Source organism: Streptomyces sp. LN549, assembly GCF_043203805.1.
GTDB lineage: Bacteria > Actinomycetota > Actinomycetes > Streptomycetales > Streptomycetaceae > Streptomyces.
In genome coordinates, this window is the sequence record NZ_JAZHRI010000002.1 from 3,212,662 (window position 1) to 3,229,644 (window position 16,983).

Annotated in this window: 18 protein-coding genes and 1 riboswitch; of the genes, 7 read left to right on the forward strand and 11 right to left on the reverse strand. The window is 69.8% G+C overall.

The genetic code is table 11. The annotated features are described in order from the left end of the window. Window positions 1-60 precede the first annotated feature (60 nt). Window positions 61-543, forward strand: coding sequence for a GNAT family N-acetyltransferase (locus tag SH922_RS14375; RefSeq protein ID WP_393058355.1), 483 nt, complete (start codon window positions 61-63; stop codon window positions 541-543). Between the two features lie 102 nt (window positions 544-645). Then, window positions 646-1,185 (forward strand): NADPH-dependent FMN reductase, encoded by a 540-nt coding sequence (locus SH922_RS14380; protein WP_393058356.1) that lies wholly within the window; start codon window positions 646-648, stop codon window positions 1,183-1,185. A gap of 43 nt (window positions 1,186-1,228) precedes the next feature. Here SH922_RS14380 and SH922_RS14385 read toward each other — a convergent pair whose 3' ends face one another. The 3 genes from SH922_RS14385 to SH922_RS14395 all read right to left on the reverse strand — a co-directional run bounded on the left by SH922_RS14385 (window position 1,229) and on the right by SH922_RS14395 (window position 3,944). Further along, the gene (locus tag SH922_RS14385; protein ID WP_393058357.1) at window positions 1,229-1,795 is read right to left on the reverse strand and encodes a hypothetical protein; all 567 of its coding nucleotides are present in this window, start codon (window positions 1,793-1,795) and stop codon (window positions 1,229-1,231) included. A 62-nt stretch (window positions 1,796-1,857) separates the two neighbouring features. After that, on the reverse strand, window positions 1,858-2,436 hold the full coding sequence (locus SH922_RS14390; RefSeq protein WP_393058358.1) for a TetR family transcriptional regulator: 579 nt from the start codon (window positions 2,434-2,436) through the stop codon (window positions 1,858-1,860). Next, window positions 2,433-3,944 carry an MFS transporter gene (locus SH922_RS14395; RefSeq protein ID WP_393058359.1) on the reverse strand — a complete coding sequence of 504 codons (1,512 nt, stop codon included), beginning with the start codon at window positions 3,942-3,944 and terminating at the stop codon, window positions 2,433-2,435. The genes SH922_RS14390 and SH922_RS14395 overlap by 4 nt, the downstream gene beginning before the upstream one ends. A gap of 171 nt (window positions 3,945-4,115) precedes the next feature. Here SH922_RS14395 and SH922_RS14400 point away from each other — a divergent pair, with 171 nt between their 5' ends. Further along, window positions 4,116-4,418, forward strand: a complete 303-nt coding sequence (locus tag SH922_RS14400) for a hypothetical protein (RefSeq protein ID WP_393058360.1) — start codon at window positions 4,116-4,118, stop codon at window positions 4,416-4,418. A gap of 238 nt (window positions 4,419-4,656) precedes the next feature. On the opposite strand, the gene SH922_RS14405 is transcribed toward SH922_RS14400, so the two are convergent. Next, a complete protein-coding gene (locus tag SH922_RS14405) occupies window positions 4,657-6,033 on the reverse strand; it encodes a DUF445 domain-containing protein (protein ID WP_393058361.1) in 1,377 nt (458 codons plus the stop codon). Window positions 6,034-6,180: 147 nt separating this feature from the next. Here SH922_RS14405 and SH922_RS14410 point away from each other — a divergent pair, with 147 nt between their 5' ends. Next, window positions 6,181-7,428, forward strand: coding sequence for an SGNH/GDSL hydrolase family protein (locus SH922_RS14410; RefSeq protein WP_393058362.1), 1,248 nt, complete (start codon window positions 6,181-6,183; stop codon window positions 7,426-7,428). A gap of 73 nt (window positions 7,429-7,501) precedes the next feature. On the opposite strand, the gene SH922_RS14415 is transcribed toward SH922_RS14410, so the two are convergent. From SH922_RS14415 to SH922_RS14430, 4 genes are read right to left on the reverse strand one after another with little or no spacing between them, the layout of a single operon-like run. Beyond that, window positions 7,502-8,185 carry a DUF1707 domain-containing protein gene (locus SH922_RS14415; protein WP_393063566.1) on the reverse strand — a complete coding sequence of 228 codons (684 nt, stop codon included), beginning with the start codon at window positions 8,183-8,185 and terminating at the stop codon, window positions 7,502-7,504. A 60-nt stretch (window positions 8,186-8,245) separates the two neighbouring features. After that, complete coding sequence (locus SH922_RS14420) at window positions 8,246-9,226, reverse strand: ATP-binding cassette domain-containing protein (protein ID WP_393058363.1); 981 nt, start codon at window positions 9,224-9,226, stop codon at window positions 8,246-8,248. A 29-nt stretch (window positions 9,227-9,255) separates the two neighbouring features. Further along, entirely contained in the window at window positions 9,256-10,134 is an 879-nt protein-coding gene (locus tag SH922_RS14425) for an ABC transporter permease (RefSeq protein WP_393058364.1), read from the reverse strand. Further along, complete coding sequence (locus SH922_RS14430) at window positions 10,127-10,927, reverse strand: ABC transporter permease (RefSeq protein WP_393058365.1); 801 nt, start codon at window positions 10,925-10,927, stop codon at window positions 10,127-10,129. Before SH922_RS14430 ends, SH922_RS14425 begins: the two co-directional genes overlap by 8 nt. Window positions 10,928-11,098: 171 nt before the next feature. Here SH922_RS14430 and SH922_RS14435 point away from each other — a divergent pair, with 171 nt between their 5' ends. Beyond that, a complete protein-coding gene (locus SH922_RS14435; RefSeq protein ID WP_393058366.1) occupies window positions 11,099-13,549 on the forward strand; it encodes a transglycosylase domain-containing protein in 2,451 nt (816 codons plus the stop codon). Here the strand turns inward: SH922_RS14435 and SH922_RS14440 are convergent. The 3 genes from SH922_RS14440 to SH922_RS14450 all read right to left on the reverse strand — a co-directional run bounded on the left by SH922_RS14440 (window position 13,543) and on the right by SH922_RS14450 (window position 14,730). Continuing rightward, window positions 13,543-13,863, reverse strand: coding sequence for a DMT family transporter (locus SH922_RS14440; protein ID WP_393058367.1), 321 nt, complete (start codon window positions 13,861-13,863; stop codon window positions 13,543-13,545). The two genes, SH922_RS14435 and SH922_RS14440, sit on opposite strands and share 7 nt — an antisense overlap. A 39-nt stretch (window positions 13,864-13,902) precedes the next feature. Continuing rightward, window positions 13,903-13,968, reverse strand: a riboswitch (guanidine-III (ykkC-III) riboswitch). A 56-nt stretch (window positions 13,969-14,024) separates the two neighbouring features. Continuing rightward, entirely contained in the window at window positions 14,025-14,363 is a 339-nt protein-coding gene (locus SH922_RS14445) for a co-chaperone GroES (protein ID WP_266779271.1), read from the reverse strand. 46 nt (window positions 14,364-14,409) lie between these two features. After that, window positions 14,410-14,730 (reverse strand): DUF3618 domain-containing protein, encoded by a 321-nt coding sequence (locus SH922_RS14450; protein WP_393058368.1) that lies wholly within the window; start codon window positions 14,728-14,730, stop codon window positions 14,410-14,412. 127 nt (window positions 14,731-14,857) lie between these two features. Between SH922_RS14450 and bcp the strand changes: the two genes are divergently transcribed. Then, window positions 14,858-15,325: a thioredoxin-dependent thiol peroxidase gene (bcp, locus tag SH922_RS14455; RefSeq protein WP_393058369.1), complete on the forward strand. Its 468-nt coding sequence runs from the start codon at window positions 14,858-14,860 to the stop codon at window positions 15,323-15,325. A 153-nt stretch (window positions 15,326-15,478) separates the two neighbouring features. Continuing rightward, complete coding sequence (gene proP / locus SH922_RS14460; RefSeq protein ID WP_393058370.1) at window positions 15,479-16,975, forward strand: glycine betaine/L-proline transporter ProP; 1,497 nt, start codon at window positions 15,479-15,481, stop codon at window positions 16,973-16,975. The last annotated feature ends 8 nt before the right edge of the window (window positions 16,976-16,983 follow it).

Below are 16,983 nucleotides of genomic sequence, written 5' to 3' on the forward strand. Positions count from 1 at the left end.
GGACCCGTCGGAGGTCACTCACTCCGGGTACGGCTCCGGGCCTGAATGTAGGTTGCGGGGATGTCCTCATCGCTCCGGCTCGTGCCGGTCACATCCGACAACGTCGAAGCAGCCTGCGCGCTCGCCGTCCGGCCCGACCAGGACGGACTCGTGAAGCCCGTCGCCTGGTCGCTGGCCCAGGCCTATGCCACCCCGGAGATCGCGTGGCCGCGGCTGATCGCCGACGGCGAGACGCTCGTGGGCTTCGTCATGGCCTTCCTCGACGTGCAGTTCGCCCCCGAGAAGCCCGATGACGCGTTCCGTTCCGGACTCTGGCGGCTGAACATCGCTGCCGCACAACAGGGCAACGGATACGGGCGGTTCGCCGTCGATGCCGTCAACGACGAGCTGCGACGCCGGGGGAAGACCCGGACGACCGTGACCTACGTGCCCGGCGCGCACGGCCCCGAGGAGTTCTACCGCAGGCTCGGCTTCCGTCCGACCGGCGAGCTGAGCGGCGACCAGGTGGTCGCGGAGCTGGAGCTGGGGCCGAAGCGGAAGTAGGTGCCGGGGGCTCACGTCTCCGGGGGCTCACCTCTCCGGGCCGCACCTCGAACCGGCCCGCGCCCCGGGGAATGAGGACCGGGTCCCCGGGGTTGGCCGGACATGTCGACACCACGCGTGATCCTTCTCCTGTCCGGCAGCCTGCGGGTGGGCTCCTCCAACGAGACCGTGCTGCGTACCGCGCAGGCCGTGGCGCCCGAGGGTGTTCGGACCGTGTTGTACGAGGGTCTGGCGGCCCTCCCGCACTTCAACCCCGACGACGACGCCGAGCCGCTGCCGGAGCCGGTGGCCGCTCTGCGCGCGGCGATCGACGCGGCCGACGCGCTGCTGGTCTGTACACCGGAGTACGCCGGGACCTTGCCGGGGGCGTTCAAGAACCTGCTGGACTGGACAGTCGGCGGGACCGAGATCTGCGACAAGCCGGTGGCCTACGTGAGCGCGGCGGCGCCCGGTCGCGGTCAGGGGGCGGAGGCCACGCTGCGGACCGTGCTCGGTTACACAGGTGCGGTGGTCGTCGAGCCGGCCTGTGTGCGGGTCGCGGTGGACCGGCAGCTGGTCGGCGCCGATGGAGTGATCACGGAGGCCGGGGCGCGTGAACGGATCGCGGAGGTGCTGACGGTGCTGGCGTCGTTCGAGCGGTGACCGGCTGCCCGCCCCGCGCGGGGCGGGGCCGCGGGCCGGTCGGTCAGCGGTAGTCCTCCGGGTGGCCCTGCATCCAGACGTTGACGCGGTCGCGCGTGCCGATCAGCTGCTTGCGGTGCTTCTCCAGGTTGGCCGTGGAGGTGTCGCCGGCCAGCGTGGTGCGCAGTGCGCTGATCCAGCCCATCGGCACCTTGAAGTGGTTCGGCCCGTTGTTGTCGGCGTTCATCGACCGGTCCAGGCGGGCCAGTTCGTCGTTGACCCGGCCGAGGAAGTAGGCGCAGTTGCCGTCTCCGGGTGTGCAGCCGTCCTGGTACGTGGCCTGGAGGCCGGCGAAGGAGTCGCGTACGTCCGCGGGCCTTTTCGCGGCCCCGTCGGCCGCCGCCTGCTGCTCGGCGTACGCCTTCTCCGCCTCCGCGGCCTCCGCGTCGGCCTCGTCCCGCTCGATCTCCTTGTTCACCGCCGACGCGTTCGCCGAGGGTGCCACGTACGGGACATCGCCCCCGGGGCCCTGTGACGTGCTCGCCTCGGTGCAGCCGGCCAGGGCGCCCACCAGGGCGGCTGTCATGGCCAGTGCGGCGGTGGACATGCGGATGCGGATGCGAACAGACATGTGAGGCCCCCCTCGTCGGTTGGCCCAGACCATACCGCGCCGCGCCTTTGTTCAGCCCGCGTTCAGCCCGTGATCAGCTTCTGGAGCGCAGGCGCGTAGAGGTCGGCGATGCGTTCCGCGGTGGCGTGGGCGCCCGCGCCCTCGCGGTGGAGGCCGAGCGTCGCGCCGAGGCCCAGGAGGTGGCCGGCCAGGAGTTCGGCGCGCAGGGCGCGGTCGTGGCCGGGGAGCCGGGCGGTCAGGGCGTCGGTGACCTGTTCGTGGAAGCGGTCGCGCAGCAGGGAGCGTTCGTCCTGGTTGCCGAGGGAGAACACGACGCGCAGGAGAGGGTCGGACTTGAGTGCGCGGCGGTGGGTCACCAGCGTGACGACCATGTGGCGTCCCAGCACGTCCAGCGGGGCGTCGAAGAGCTCCGCGGCCGCCGGGCCGAAGTCGGCGACGGTGTTGAAGAGTTCCTCCTTGCGGCCGAAGTGCTTGACCACGAGGGACGGGCTCACGCCGGCATCCGCAGCGATCTGCCGGATCGTCACCTCGGCGTACGGGCGCTGGGTGAACGCCCGTCGCGCGGCGCGCAGGATCGCGTCCCGGCCACTGCCCGTCTCCGCGGGGACGGGGGCCGTCGCGGTGGCCTGGCCGCCGGTCATGCGCCCTCCTGGAATTCCGTGGTCCGCACACCCTCCTTGCGGGTGCCCGGTGCCTTGCGGCTCTCCTCGACCGTACCCGTCCGGGCCGGCTTCCGGCCCGGCAGGAACAGCGTGACGGTCAGGGCCGCGAGTGCCGCGCCCGCCGCGATGACGAAGACCAGCTGGTACGCGTGGAGCGTCGGTGCTGTCCTGCCGCCCGCCCGGAAGGTGATGCCTGCCAGGACGGCGGCGACGGTCGCGCTGCAGAAGGCCTGTCCGATCGACCTCATCAGGGTGTTCAGACCGTTGGCCGCGCCGGTCTCACTGACCGGGACCCCGCGCATCACGAGGGCGGGGAGGGCGGAGTACGCGATGGCCGTGCCCGAGGCGACCACGGTGGCGCCCGCGATGATCAGCCACAGGCTGTGGCTGGTGAAGTACCGCACCCCGTAGCCGACGGCGATGATCCCGGCGGCGAGCGCGAGGCTGACCTTCGGTCCGTGCTTGGCGGATATCCGGGCCGAGACGGGCGACAGGGCCACCATCGCCACTCCGCCCGGCAGCAGGCACAGGCCGCTGACGACGAGCGAGGCGCCGAGCCCGTAACCGGTGGCCTTCGGCTCCTGCACCATCTGGGCGGTGACCAGCGAGTTCGCGTAGAACGCGAAGCCGATCAGCAGCGCGGCGATGTTGGTGAGCAGGACGGCCGGACGCGCCGAGACCCGCAGGTCGACCATGGGCGTCGGCACACGGAGCTCGTACGCGCCCCAGAACAGCGCCACCACCACGGCCGTCACGAGCAGGCCGACCGTCCGCGTCGAGCCCCAGCCCCAGTCGGCGCCCTGGGTGACGGCGAGCAGCAGGCAGACGAGGGCGGCGGTCAGGCCCAGCGCGCCGACCGCGTCGAAACGGCCGCGGCTGCGCAGCGGGGATTCCGGTACGCAGCGCAGCACCAGCACGATGTCGATGAGACCGATCACGCCGGAGACCCAGAACATCGTGTGCCAGTCGAAGTTCTCCACCACGAGCGCCGCGACCGGCAGGCCGATCGCAGCGCCGATCCCGAGCGTCGAGCTCATGAGCGCGACGGCGGACAGGACCCGCTCGGGCGGCAGTTCGTCGCGCAGGATGCTGATGCCCAGCGGCACGACGGCGATCGCGGCGCCCTGCAGGGCGCGGCCGGTGATCAGTACCCCGATGTGGGAGCTGACCGCGCACAGCACGGAGCCCACGACCAGCACCCAGAGCGAGGCCACCAGCACCCGGCGCTTGCCGTACATGTCACCGACCCGGCCGAGAACCGGGGTGAAGACCGCGCCGGTGAGGAGGGTGACGGTGACCAGCCAGCTCGCGGCGGTCGGCGTGGCGCCGGTCAGCTCGGGGATGTGCGGGAGCAGCGGAACAACGATCGTCTGCATGACCGCGACGACGACCCCGCAGAAGGCCAGCACGCCGACGGCGAAGCGGGGGTGCGGGGGCCGGACGTCGGGGGTCGCGGGGGCGGCTGGGACCGGTATGTCCGCGGACATGTGTCTCCGTACGGTGCTCGGCGGCAAGGAAACGAGGGGGTGCACGTCTGTTCACCCCCAGGGTAAACGCTTGTGCACCCCCTCGGCGACGGGATGCCCGAAGACGGCGTTAGCCTCGGAGCCGAGAAGCAGTACCGGACGACGGACGACGAACAGGCGGAGGTGGCTGCGATGGCGAAGGTTCCGGCAGCGGCAGTGGCGGCGGGCGGACTGGTCGGCGGTTACGCCACGGCCCGGTGGACCGGGAAGCGCCCGCTGGGCGGGGTCGCCCTCGCCGCTGCGGGCACGGTCGCGGCGTACCAGTGGAACCGGCAGGCCGGGCCGCGTGCCGCCGTCGGCCTGACCACCGCCTACGTCGCCGCCTTCGCGGGTTCACACCCGCTCGCCAAGAGGATCGGCGCCTGGCCCGCGGTCTTCGCCGTGGCGGGCACGGTGGCCGCCGCGTCCTGGGCGGTCACCCGGCGCGCGGCCTGAGAAAGTTCCTTCCGCCGGGTTGAACGCCGACGGGGCGGGGTGCGTACCCATGGGCACTCCCCCGCGTAACCCGGGTGCGTGTCCGCACCAATCGACAGGACGGACACGCACCCGGCCTCACGCCACCGGCGGACGCTCTACGGTCACGCGGGCGGTGCCGTCCACGTACACGCCACCGTGCGACATCTGCGGGACCGTCGCCGGGTGTCCGATGCGCCGGACGATCCGGGCCGCGTTGTCACGCCCCCAGCGCCCGCGACACCGAATAGATCGCCAGACCCGCCAGCGCACCCACCACCGTGCCGTTGATCCGGATGAACTGCAGGTCACGGCCGATGTGGGCCTCGATCTTCTTCGACGTCTGGTCCGCGTCCCAGCCGGCCACCGTGTCACTGATCAGCGACGTGATCTCCGCCCGGTACGTCGTCACGACGTACACCGCCACGTCCTCCACCCAGCCCTCCAGCTTCGCCTGGAGCCGCCCGTCCGTCGCCAGCCTGGCACCCAGCGCCATCAGCGAGGCGCGGGCCCGCAGCCGCAGCTCGCTCCGCTCGTCCTCCGCAGCCGCGATCACCATCGTGCGGACGGACGACCAGGCCGAGGCGATGACGTCCTGGACCTCGCCGCGCCCCAGGATCTCCGACTTCAGCCGCTCCACCCGGGCCCTGGTCTCCGAATCCGTCTGGAGATCCGCCGCGAAGTCCGTCAGGAACGTGTCGATCGAGCCGCGCGCCGGATGCCCCGGCATGTCACGCATCTCGGTGATGAACCGCAGCAGCTCCTTGTAGACCCGCTCACCCACCCGCTTGTCGACGAACCGCGGGGTCCAGCCCGGCGCACCGCCCTGCACCGCGTCCATCACCGAGTCACCGTGCTGCACCAGCCAGTCGTGCGCCCGCACACAGACCAGGTCCACCACCTTGCGGTGCCCGCCGTCCGCGACGACCTTCTCCAGCATCTTCCCGAGGCCGGGACCGATCTCCGCCGCGTTCGCCCGCCGGGTGATCGCCTCACCGACCACCGCCTGCACATCCGCATCACGAAGCACGGTCAGCGCACCCCGCAACGCGGTCGACAGCTCGGCCGTGACCCGGTCCGCATGCTCCGGCTCCGCGAGCCAGGCACCCAGCCGGCCACCGATGGCGAGCGAGTGGATCCGGTCGCGGACGACCCCGCCCGACAGAAAGTTCTCGCCGACGAAGGAACCGAGCGAGGCCCCCAACTGGTCCTTCTTCGTGGGAATGATGGCGGTGTGCGGAATCGGCAGTCCGAGCGGACGCTTGAAGAGGGCCGTGACGGCGAACCAGTCAGCCAGCGCACCCACCATGCCCGCCTCGGCGGCCGCCGCGACGAAGCCCGGCCAGCCGCCCACCCCCTCCTTCCTCGCCCAGATGGCGAGGACGTACACGAGCGCGACCAGCAGAAGGAGGCCAGTGGCCGTGGTCTTCATACGGCGTACGCCACGACGCTTCTCCTCATCCGCGGCGGTGTACGCGAACGAGGCGAGGGACGCCGACGGACGGGTGCCCGCCCGCCGCTCCGGGCCCTCCCCGGGGCCGCCCGCGCCCGTGGCCTCGTCCGCCGCGTCCTCGGCCGTGCCTTCGATCCGTTCCATCCGCTCCACCCGTCCGCGTAACCGTCGCCCCCGGCGTCCCGTACGCATTGTCCTTACCTGACCTACTCCCGGGCCGCACGTCGAGTTCCCCGCGCCCTGCCGCATCATGGTTACGGCCCCACGAACAAACGAGGAGACACACCGTCCATGCCCAGGCGCCACGAGTACGCCCTGCTCCTAGCCCTAGTGGTGGGCACCGCCGCGCTCGCCGCCGTCGTGGCGTTCGCGGGCTCCCTGCTGTTCTCCGGGCAGCCCCGGGTGAAGCCGGCCGCCGCCCCCGGCCCGCAGGGAGTGGCCCGGGCACCCGCCGCACCGGCCCACTCCACCGGCCTCTGGCTCGCCACCTGGGCCGCGGCCCCCGTACGCGGGGAGATCGACCCGGACCAGGGCACACACCCGGCCCTGCGCACCATCCGTAACGTCGTGCACACCAGCATCGGCGGCGACGCGGCCCGCATCACCCTCTCCAACCTCTTCGGTACGCATCCGCTGCTCGTCGACCGCGTCACCGTGAACGCCCTCCCGGTCACGTTCCACGGCGCGCCCTCCGTGACGGTCGCCACCGGCGGGCAGATCGTCAGCGACCCCGTCGCCGTCCCGGTCGCCGCCGACGCCGATCTCGTCGTCACCCTGCGCACCCCCACCGCCCGGGGCCCGGTCACCATCCACCCCAACAGCCACCAGACGTCCTTCACCGAAGACCCGCAGGGCACCCGGCGCACCACGGACTGGCGCTACCTCACCGGCGTCGACGTACGGGGCAAGGCCGCCGCCGGAACCCTCGTGGCGTTCGGCGACTCGCTCACCGCGGGCACCGGCTCCACCACCGACGCGAACAACCGCTGGCCCGACGTCCTCGCCGACCGGCTGCACGGCCGGTACGCGGTGGTCAACCAGGGCATCGCCGGCAACCGCATCCTGCGCAACGGCATCGGGCCGCGCGCACTCGACCGCTTCGAACGCGACGTCCTGAGCGTCACCGGGGCGAAGACCGTCGTCATCGCCCTCGGCATCAACGACATCCAGGCCTTCCCCCAGGAGACGGACCCCGCACGGATCACGGACGCCCTGCGCGCCCTGACCCAGCGCGCGCACACCCGCGGACTGCGGGTCATCGGCACGACCCTGATGCCGTACGAGGGCTACCGCAACTGGACCCCCGCCCAGAACGCCGTACACGCCCGGGTCAACGAGACGATCCGGGCAGGCGGGATCTTCGACCAGGTGCTCGACTTCGAGAACGCCGTGCGCGACCCCTCGCAACCGGACCGGCTGCTGCCCGCCTACGACTCCGGCGACCACGTCCACCTGAACGACGCCGGCTACCGGCGCCTGGGATCGCTGGCCGACGTGGCCGACCTGCTGCGCACACAGCCGCCTTCGGGCGCACTGTAGGGGACGGCGGGGGCGGCGCGGGGCCCGGCGGGGGATAAGAACGGCCCCGGGGCCTGTCCGGGCGGGACAGCCCTCAGCGGCCGTCGTCGCCCTTCACCAGCCGCGGGCGCTCCGCGTCCCCCAGGCGCTGCCTCTCCGCGTCCCGCGCGCGCTGCTTCTCCGCCTTGCTCCGCTTGTGCTCCACACCGACGCCGCCCATCAGCGCGAAACCGGTGACCCGCACCCGGGGAGCGTCCGGCGCGGGAATCCCGGCGTCCCTCGAGTGCTCCCCGAAACCGCCCATGATGCCGATGCCGCGGACGTCCACGTTCAGGTCCGGGGGAACCGTCACATGGATGCCACCCATGATCGTGAAGCAGCGGATGACCACCTCACGGGCCTCGAAGTTCGCCTCGCGCAGATCGATGGTGCCGCCGCCCCACATCGCGAACGCGGTGAACACCCGGCCGACGGTCCAGTTCCCCTGGCGCCGGAACCCGCCCCAGAGCGCGAAGCCGCCACCGGACGTCGCCGGCTTTCCGATCCGGTCCGGCCAACGGGCCATCGAACCCGTCCGGGGCTGCCCCGCAGCCACCGGCGCCACCGCTCCACCAGGGGCGGGCAGATCACGGACGAGCGGTTCCAGCTCACCATGCGTACGGGCCTTGTAGGCGGCGTCGAGCCGCTGCTCGAACTCCTCCATCCGCAACCGGCCCTCGGCCACCGCCTCACGCAGGATCTCGGCGATCCGTTCACGTTCGGCATCGGAGGCGCGCATATCCGGAAGTTCGCTTGTCATACGCGCAGCCTATTGAACGCGTACGCTCCCGTCACCGATCTACAGGCCGGTAGCCGACGCGTACATCTTCGCGATCACGGCCTCGATGTCCGGTTCCCGCACCGACAGGTCCATCAACGGGTACTCCGCGGCGATCCGCGCCACCAGCGGCGCCGCCGAAGCCGACGCCGGGAACGCCAGCCACTGCCGCACCCCCTCCACCTTCACCGTACGCACCGAAGGCTCCGACTCCAGCCGGATCGGAGGGAGTTCACGCTCCAGGTCCACCACGAGCATCCGCTCGCTCTCGCCCACCTCATGCAGCCCGGCGAGCGCACCGTCATACATCAGGCGACCGTGGTCGATCACCATCACCCGCTTGCACAGCTGCTCGATGTCGGTCAGATCGTGCGTGGTGAGCAGCACCGTCGTACCGCGCTCCGCATTCAAGTCCCGCAGAAAACCACGGACCTTGGCCTTCGACACCACATCGAGGCCGATCGTCGGCTCGTCCAGGTACAACACCTCCGGATCGTGCAGAAGTGCCGCGGCGATGTCACCACGCATCCGCTGACCCAAAGACAACTGACGTACCGGCACATCCAACAGCTCGGCCAGATCGAGGAGTTCGATACAGCGGTCCATGTTGACGCGGAAGCGGTCATCAGGAATCCGGTACATCCGGTGCATCAGCCGGTACGAGTCACGCAACGGCAGGTCCCACCACAGCGTGGTGCGCTGCCCGAAGACCACACCGATCCGCTGCGCCAGCCTCGTACGCTCCCGGGAGGGATCGATGCCCGCCACCCGCAGCGCACCGGCACTCGGGGTGAGAATCCCGGTCAGCATCTTGATCGTCGTCGACTTCCCCGCCCCGTTCGGGCCGATGTAGCCGACCATCTCACCGCGCGCCACGCGGAAGCTGATCCCGTCGACGGCCCGCACCTCACGCCGTTCGCTGCGCAGGAAGCCCGTCCTGCGGCGGACGTCGAAGACCTTCTCGACACCATCGAGCTCGATGAAGTCCGTGTCCGTGTCCATGCCCGTTGCCCCTTCTCGCTCGAACTCCGTCAACTTCCCGTGCTCCGGTACGCCCGCAGCCCCGCCCGCCACGCCAGACCCGCGACCGCCCCGCACGCTGCCGCCACCAGCGGCGGCAGGAACGCCACCCAGTCCGGCAGACCCAGCGGATACTCCCTGCCCAGCACATACAACGACGGCAGCCAGTTCACGAAGGCCAGCGGCACCACGAACGTCACCCCGCGCACCAGGTCCGTCGCGAAGACCGTCGGCGGGTACTGGAGAAGCGTGGCGCCCCCGTACGTAAAGGAGTTCTGCACCTGCGAGGCATCCTGCGCCACGAACTGGAACGCCGCCCCCGCCACGAACACCGCCCCGAAGATCGCCGCCCCGCTCAGCACCATCAGCGGCACCAGCACCACCTTCGCCACCGTCCAGTCGATGTCCAGCGTCACCAGCGCATAGCCGAACACCAGCAGCCCCTGCGTCACCCGCCCCAGCCTGCGCAGCGCGAACCGGTCCGCCGCCACCTGCGCGAGCACCGGAACCGGCCGCACCAGCAGCGTGTCCAGCGTCCCGTCCCGCACCCGGCGGCCCAGCCGGTCCATCGACCCCATCAGCAGATCCGCCAGACCGAACGACGTACCCGCCGCCCCGTACAGCAGGGCGATCTCCGCCAGCGTGTAACCGCCCAGCGCGTCGACGTGCGAGAACATCAGCAGAATCGCGACGAAGTCGAACGCCGTCGCCAGGAAGTTCCCGAACGTCGTCATCACGAACGACGCCCGGTACGCCATCGTCGAGCGCAGCCACATCGCGACAATCAGCCCATACGCCCGGACCCCCTCGGCCACCCGCGACCGCGGGACGAACACCGCCCCGGGCGCCTCCCCCACGGCCACGTCCACCGCGTCCACCACCTCAGCCACCCTGGACCACCACCCTTCGCGTCGCCACCGACTGCAGCAACCGCCCCGCCAGCAGCAACACCAGCGCCCAACCCGCCTGGAACGCGTACACCCGCACCAGACCCCAGCCCGTGTGCTTGCCGAGGAACACATCGGCCGGCACCTGGAGCAGCGCCGACCACGGCAGCGCCCGCGCCACCTCACCCAGCAGCCCCGGGAACAGATTCAGCGGCAGCAGCATCCCCGAGAAGAACATCCCCGCCAGGAACGCCATCTGCGCCGCGCCCGCCCCGTCCATCAGCCAGAACGCCGACAGCGCCACCAGATAGCGGATCGCGAAACTCACCACGACACCCAGCATCACCGCGACCAGGAAGGCCACCCAGGTCCCCGGCGATTCGGGCATCGCCAGGTCGAAGGCCAGCGAGCCGAGAATCATCGGCACGATGCCGCGCCCCAGCAGATGAAACGCCGCCCGGCCCAAGTCGCCGGCCAGCCACCACAGTTGAAGATCGACCGGCCGGTAGAGATCGACCGCGATGTCACCCGTACGGATCCGCTCGATCAGCTCGTCCTCGAAACCCCCGCCCATCATCACGCACGTCATCAGCAGCGCCTGCCCCAGCCACACGTACGTGAGCGCCTGCGACATGTCGTAACCGCCGAGCTGCGGTCGCTCGTCCCACAGCGCCACATACGTGTACGCCAGGATGAACCCGAAGACCGTGTTGGTGAACACCCCCGCGGCCGTCTCGATCCGGTACGTGGCATAGCGCCGGAACCCGCCCGCCGCCACCACCGCATAGAGCCGCACAGCAACCACCCCCCGCGATCGGGTGCCCCGCCGCGCGCGGACACCAAAGCGCAGGAGCCTAGTCCAGTCGGGGCAACCGCCGCGACCGCTTTACGAAGGTCGATCCGATGGATATTCCGCATAAAAGTGCACTATGGGGGAACTGACCGCGGCCGAGGAGTCTGCACCGACATGAGCGACGAGCCACAGCAGCAGAACGGGGACCCGGGCGACCGAGGCTGGAACCCCAGAGACCTGTCTGTCGACGCCGCCGCCCGCGCGGAACAGGACACCCCGGCCACCGCGGGCACCGCCGGCACCGGCGACACCGGCGACACCGGCGACACCGGTACGAAGAAGCAGAAGAAACCCAAGCGCCCCAAACGCACCGGCTGGCGCCGCGCCATCCCCACCTGGCGCATGGTCCTCGGCGGCCTCCTCCTCATCGCACTGGTCCTGATCGGCGGCTTCATCGCCGGCTACCAACTCGTCGACATCCCACCCGCCAACGCCAGCGCCACCGCCCAGTCCAACGTCTACCTCTACAAGGACGGCAGCGTCATCGCCCGCGACGGCGACGTGAACCGGGAGAACATCAAACTCGCCCAGGTCCCCCGCACCGTCCAGCACGCCGTCCTCGCCGCCGAGGACCGCGACTTCTACTCCGAACGCGCCGTCGACATCAAAGCGATGATCCGGGCCGGCTGGAACACCCTCACCGGCAAGGGCAAACAGGGCGGCTCCACCATCACCCAGCAGTACGTCAAGAACTACTACCTGGGCCAGGAACAGACCATCGTCCGCAAGGTCAAGGAATTCTTCATCGCGATCAAGCTCAACCGCGAAGAGTCCAAGGACCAGATCTTCGAGGGCTACCTCAACACCAGCTACTTCGGCCGCAACGCCTACGGCATCCAGGCCGCCGCCCAGGCCTACTACAGCAAGGACATCGGCGACATCACCACCGCCGAAGGCGCCTACCTCGCCTCCCTGCTCAACGCCCCCAGCGCCTACGACGTCGTCACCCACCCCGAGAACGAACCCGCCGCCGTCGCCCGCTGGAACTACGTACTCGACGGCATGGTCAAGGAGGAATGGCTCGACGCCGACGAACGCGCCGCCCTCACCTTCCCCGAACCCGGCCCCGTCAAGCCCGCCAACAGCCTCTCCGGACAACGCGGCTACATCGTCCAGGCCGTCGAGGACTACCTCGTCCAGAACGACATCCTCGACGAGCAGACCCTCGCCACCCGCGGCTACCGCATCACCACCACGCTGGAGAAGGAGAAACAGGACGCCCTCATCAAGGCCGTCGACGACAACGTCATCTCCAAGACCAGCAAGAAGAACAAGACCGACCGCAACGTCCGCGTCGGCGGCACCTCCATCGACCCCGCCACCGGCCGCGTCCTCGCCATGTACGGCGGCATCGACTACACCAAGCAGTACGTCAACAACGCCACCCGCCGCGACTACCAGGTCGGCTCCACCTTCAAACCATTCGTCTTCACCTCCGCCGTCGCCAACCGCTCCACCACCCAGGACGGCCGCCGCATCACCCCCAGCACCATCTACGACGGCACCAACAAACGCATGGTCCAAGGACCCGACGGCCCCACCGGATACGCCCCCGCCAACGAGGACGACATCAGCTACGGCCCCATCACCGTCCGCACCGCCACCGACAAATCCGTCAACGCCGTCTACGCCCAGATGGCCGAGGACGTCGGCCCGGAAAAGGTCCGCCAGACCGCCATCGACCTCGGCATCCCCAAGGACACCCCCGACCTCACCGCCTCCCCCTCCATCGCCCTCGGCCCCGCCACCGCCAGCGTCCTCGACATGACCGAGGCCTACGCCACCCTCGCCAACCACGGCAAGCACGGCGCCCACGTCCTCGTCGACAAGGTCACCAAGGACGGCGAGAGCATCAAACTCCCCGACCGCACCACCGAACAGACCGTCACCCGCGAAGCCGCCGACACCACCACCTCGATCCTGCAGAGCGTCGTCGACGGCGGCACCGGCACCGCGGCCCAGGGCTCCGGCCGCCCCTCCGCCGGAAAGACCGGCACCGCCGAGGAGGACAAGGCCGCCTGGTTCGCCGGCTACACCCCCGACCTCGCCACCGTCATCGCCGTCATGGGCCAGAACCCCGACACCGGCGCCCAGAAATCGCTCTACGGAGCACTCGGCCTCCCCCGCATCAACGGCGGCGGCGCCCCCGCCCAGACCTGGGCCCAGTACACCAGGACCGCCCTGCGCGGCACCCCCGTCGAGAACTTCCACCTCGACCTGGAGAGCGGCACCGACGAGACCGAACTGCCCACCGCCCAGAACACCGCACCCGGCACCACCGGAAAACCCTCCCGGACCCCCTCCAGCACACCCCCCACCACCCCGTCCACCACGCCCCCCACCACCCCGTCCACCCCACAGACCACCCCCGGCACCACCGACACCCCCATCGGCGGCACCGACACCGGCGGAGCAACGGGCGGCGGAAACAACACCGGCGGAGGATTCACCGGCGGAGGGAGCAACGGCGGCGGAAACAACGGCGGCGGCGACAACGGAGGCGGCGGAGGCTTCCTCGAAGGCGCCCGCGGCACCCGAGCCCTCACCGCCACCAGCCGTCAGTGACCCGAAGTCGCCTTCAGCCCCACCACAGCCACCAACAGCAGACACACAAAGAAGATCCGGGCCGCCGTCACCGGCTCATGCAGCACCACCATGCCCAGCACCGCCGCACCCGCAGCACCGATACCGACCCACACCCCGTACGCCGTACCGATCGGCAGAGTCCGCGCCGCATGCGACAGCAACAGCATGCTCGCGACAATCCCCAGCCCCGTGAACACACTCGGCCACAGCCGGGTGAACCCCTCGGTGTACTTCATCCCGATCGACCAGGCCACTTCCACCAGACCCGCGACCACCAACAGAACCCACGCCACGACAGCACCTCCGACGACACAGAACACACGAACAACACGGGTGCGTCGTCTTTGCGGAAGCCCGGTACGGCGCGTCTCGTCGGGGTCACACCACCGTAGCAAAGAACAGGCAAAAGGCCTGGTGACAACGGTCACCAGGCCTCACGCACCACAATCCGGGACTACAGATACAGGCCCGTCGAATCCACCGAACCCTCAAAGCGGTCCGCAGCCACCGCATGCAGATCCCGCTCCCGCATCAGCACATACGCCACGCCCCGCACCTCGACCTCGGCACGGTCCTCGGGGTCGTACAGCACCCGGTCACCCGGCTCCACCGTCCGCACGTTCTGCCCCACCGCAACCACCACGGCCCAACCCAGCCGACGCCCGACCGCAGCCGTCGCCGGAATCAGAATCCCGCCGCCGGAACGCCGCTCGCCCTCAGGCGAATCGGACCGGACCAGCACACGGTCGTGCAGCATCCGGATGGGCAGCTTGTCGTCGGTGTTCTCGCTCACGCCCCGCAACCTACCTGGCCGCAAGGCACACACACGCCCTCGGGGGTCAACGCTTCTTCCGCCCCCTGGACACAGTGAGCAGACCCATCACACCCACCACCAGCAACGCCGCCGGAATCACCCGCTCCAGACGCGGCGCGCCGTCCTCCGACACGAACTGCGCCTTCACATCCGACACCGTCCGGTTCACCGCGACGAACGCTCGCCCGGCCGTCCGGTCCACCACCTCGGCCGCCTTCGCCTTCGCGTCACCGATGATCGTCTTCGGGTGCACCCGCACCCCGATCTCATCGAGCACCACCGCGAGCTGCTCGCGCCTGCTGATGATGTCCGCCTCGATCTGCGCAGGGCTCCTGGCATCCGACACTGCGCCGCCTCCGTGGTCCTCGTCCGGTAAACCTTCATCGACAGTCTGTCAGCTCGACCGCCCCCGCACCCGGCGGCACCCCTATTACGCTCGGTCCCGTACACCCCACGTACCAACGAGGAGAACCATGAGCGAGCGACTCCAGCCCGGCGACACCGCCCCCGCCTTCACCCTCCCCGACGCCGACGGGAACGACGTCTCGCTCGCGGACCACAAGGGCCGCAAGGTCATCGTCTACTTCTACCCGCGCGCCCTCACCCCCGGCTGCACCAAGCAGGCCTGCGACTTCACCGACAACCTCGACCTCCTGACCGCCGCCGGCTACGACGTCATCGGCGTCTCCCCCGACAAGCCGGAGAAGCTCGCGAAGTTCCGCGACGAGGAGAACCTCAAGGTCACCCTGGTCGGCGACCCCGCCAAGGAGACCCTGGAGGCCTACGGCGCCTTCGGCGAGAAGAAGAACTACGGCAAAACGGTGATGGGCGTCATCCGCTCCACGATCGTCGTCGACGAGAACGGCAAGGTCGAACACGCCTTCTACAACGTCAGGGCCACCGGCCACGTCGCCAAGATCATCAAGGACCTCGGCATCTGATTACCTGCCGAACCCGCACGAAACCACCCGGGGACTGGGCCGAACGGCCGAAAACATGTGATGGACATCCCAATCCCCGGGCGAATCGGTTTGCACCAGCCAAGACCGCGCAGAAGCCTTTCCTGGAACACCCACCGAGGAAAGGACCCGGCCATGGCGGCCTCCGACCCCCACCAGGCGGCCGACCCCGAAGCGGTCAAACGCCACCCCGCCCTCTTCCGTGCCATCCGAAAGCGCCAGAACCCCAAGCTGCGCCGGACGGACATCACCATCACGGACGACCAGGCGGTCAAGCGCGCGGTCAAGGCGGCATCCCTCGGTAACGCCATGGAGTGGTTCGACTTCGGCATCTACTCCTACCTGGCCGCCACTCTGGGCCATGTCTTCTTCCCGTCCGGGAACGACACCACCCAGCTCCTCTCGTCCTTCGCCACCTTCGCCGTCGCCTTCCTCGTACGACCCCTCGGTGGCATGTTCTTCGGCCCCATGGGCGACAAGATCGGCCGCAAGAAGGTCCTCGCCCTCACCATGATCCTCATGGCCGTCGGCACCTTCGCCATCGGCCTCATCCCCTCCCACGACACCATCGGCGTCGGGGCCCCCGTCCTCCTCATCCTCTTCCGGATGCTCCAGGGCTTCTCGACCGGCGGCGAATACGGCGGCGCCTCCACCTTCATCGCCGAATACGCCCCCGACAAACGACGCGGCTACTTCGGCAGCTTCCTCGAATTCGGCACCCTCGCCGGCTACGTCGGCGCCGCCGGCCTCGTCACCGCCCTCTACGCCCTCCTCAACGACACCCAGATGGAAGCCTGGGGCTGGCGCATCCCCTTCCTCGTCGCAGGACCCCTCGGCCTCGTCGGCCTCTACCTGCGACTGCGCCTCGACGAGACCCCCGCCTTCCAGAAACTGGAGGGCGGCACCGCCCACGCCACCGAGGCCGCGGACGGCATCGAGACCACCGCCAAGGGCGACCTCGCCAAGATCTTCCGCAACTACTGGCCGACGCTGATCCTCTGCATCTGCCTGGTCGGCGCGTACAACATCACCGACTACATGCTGCTGTCGTACATGCCGACATACCTCTCCGACGAACTCGGCTACAGCGAGACCCACGGCCTGCTGATCCTGCTCGCCGTCATGGTGTTCCTGATGCTGATCATCAGCCAGGTCGGCAAACTCTCCGACCGCTTCGGCCGCAAGCCGCTCCTCATGACGGGCATGGTCGGCTTCCTGGTCCTCTCCCTGCCGGCCTTCCTCCTGATCCGCCAGGGCGGCATCCCGGCGATCACGATCGGCATGCTGATGCTGGGCCTTTCCCTTGTCTGCATGCTCGGCACGATGTCCGCCGCACTCCCGGCCCTGTTCCCGACGAACGTCCGCTACGGGTCCCTGTCGGTGGGCTACAACCTGAGCGCGTCGATCTTCGGCGGTACGACGCCGCTGGTCATCACGGCATTGATCAGCTGGTCGGGCAGCAACCTGATGCCGGCGTACTACGCGATGGCGGCGGCACTGGTCGGCGTGATCGCGGTGGCCTGCATGAAGGAGACCGCCAACAAGCCGCTGGCGGGGTCGCCCCCGTCGGTGGAGACGAGCGCGGAGGCGGAGGAACTGGTCGCGGCCCAGACGCCGGACCCGAAGTTCTGACCCGTCCT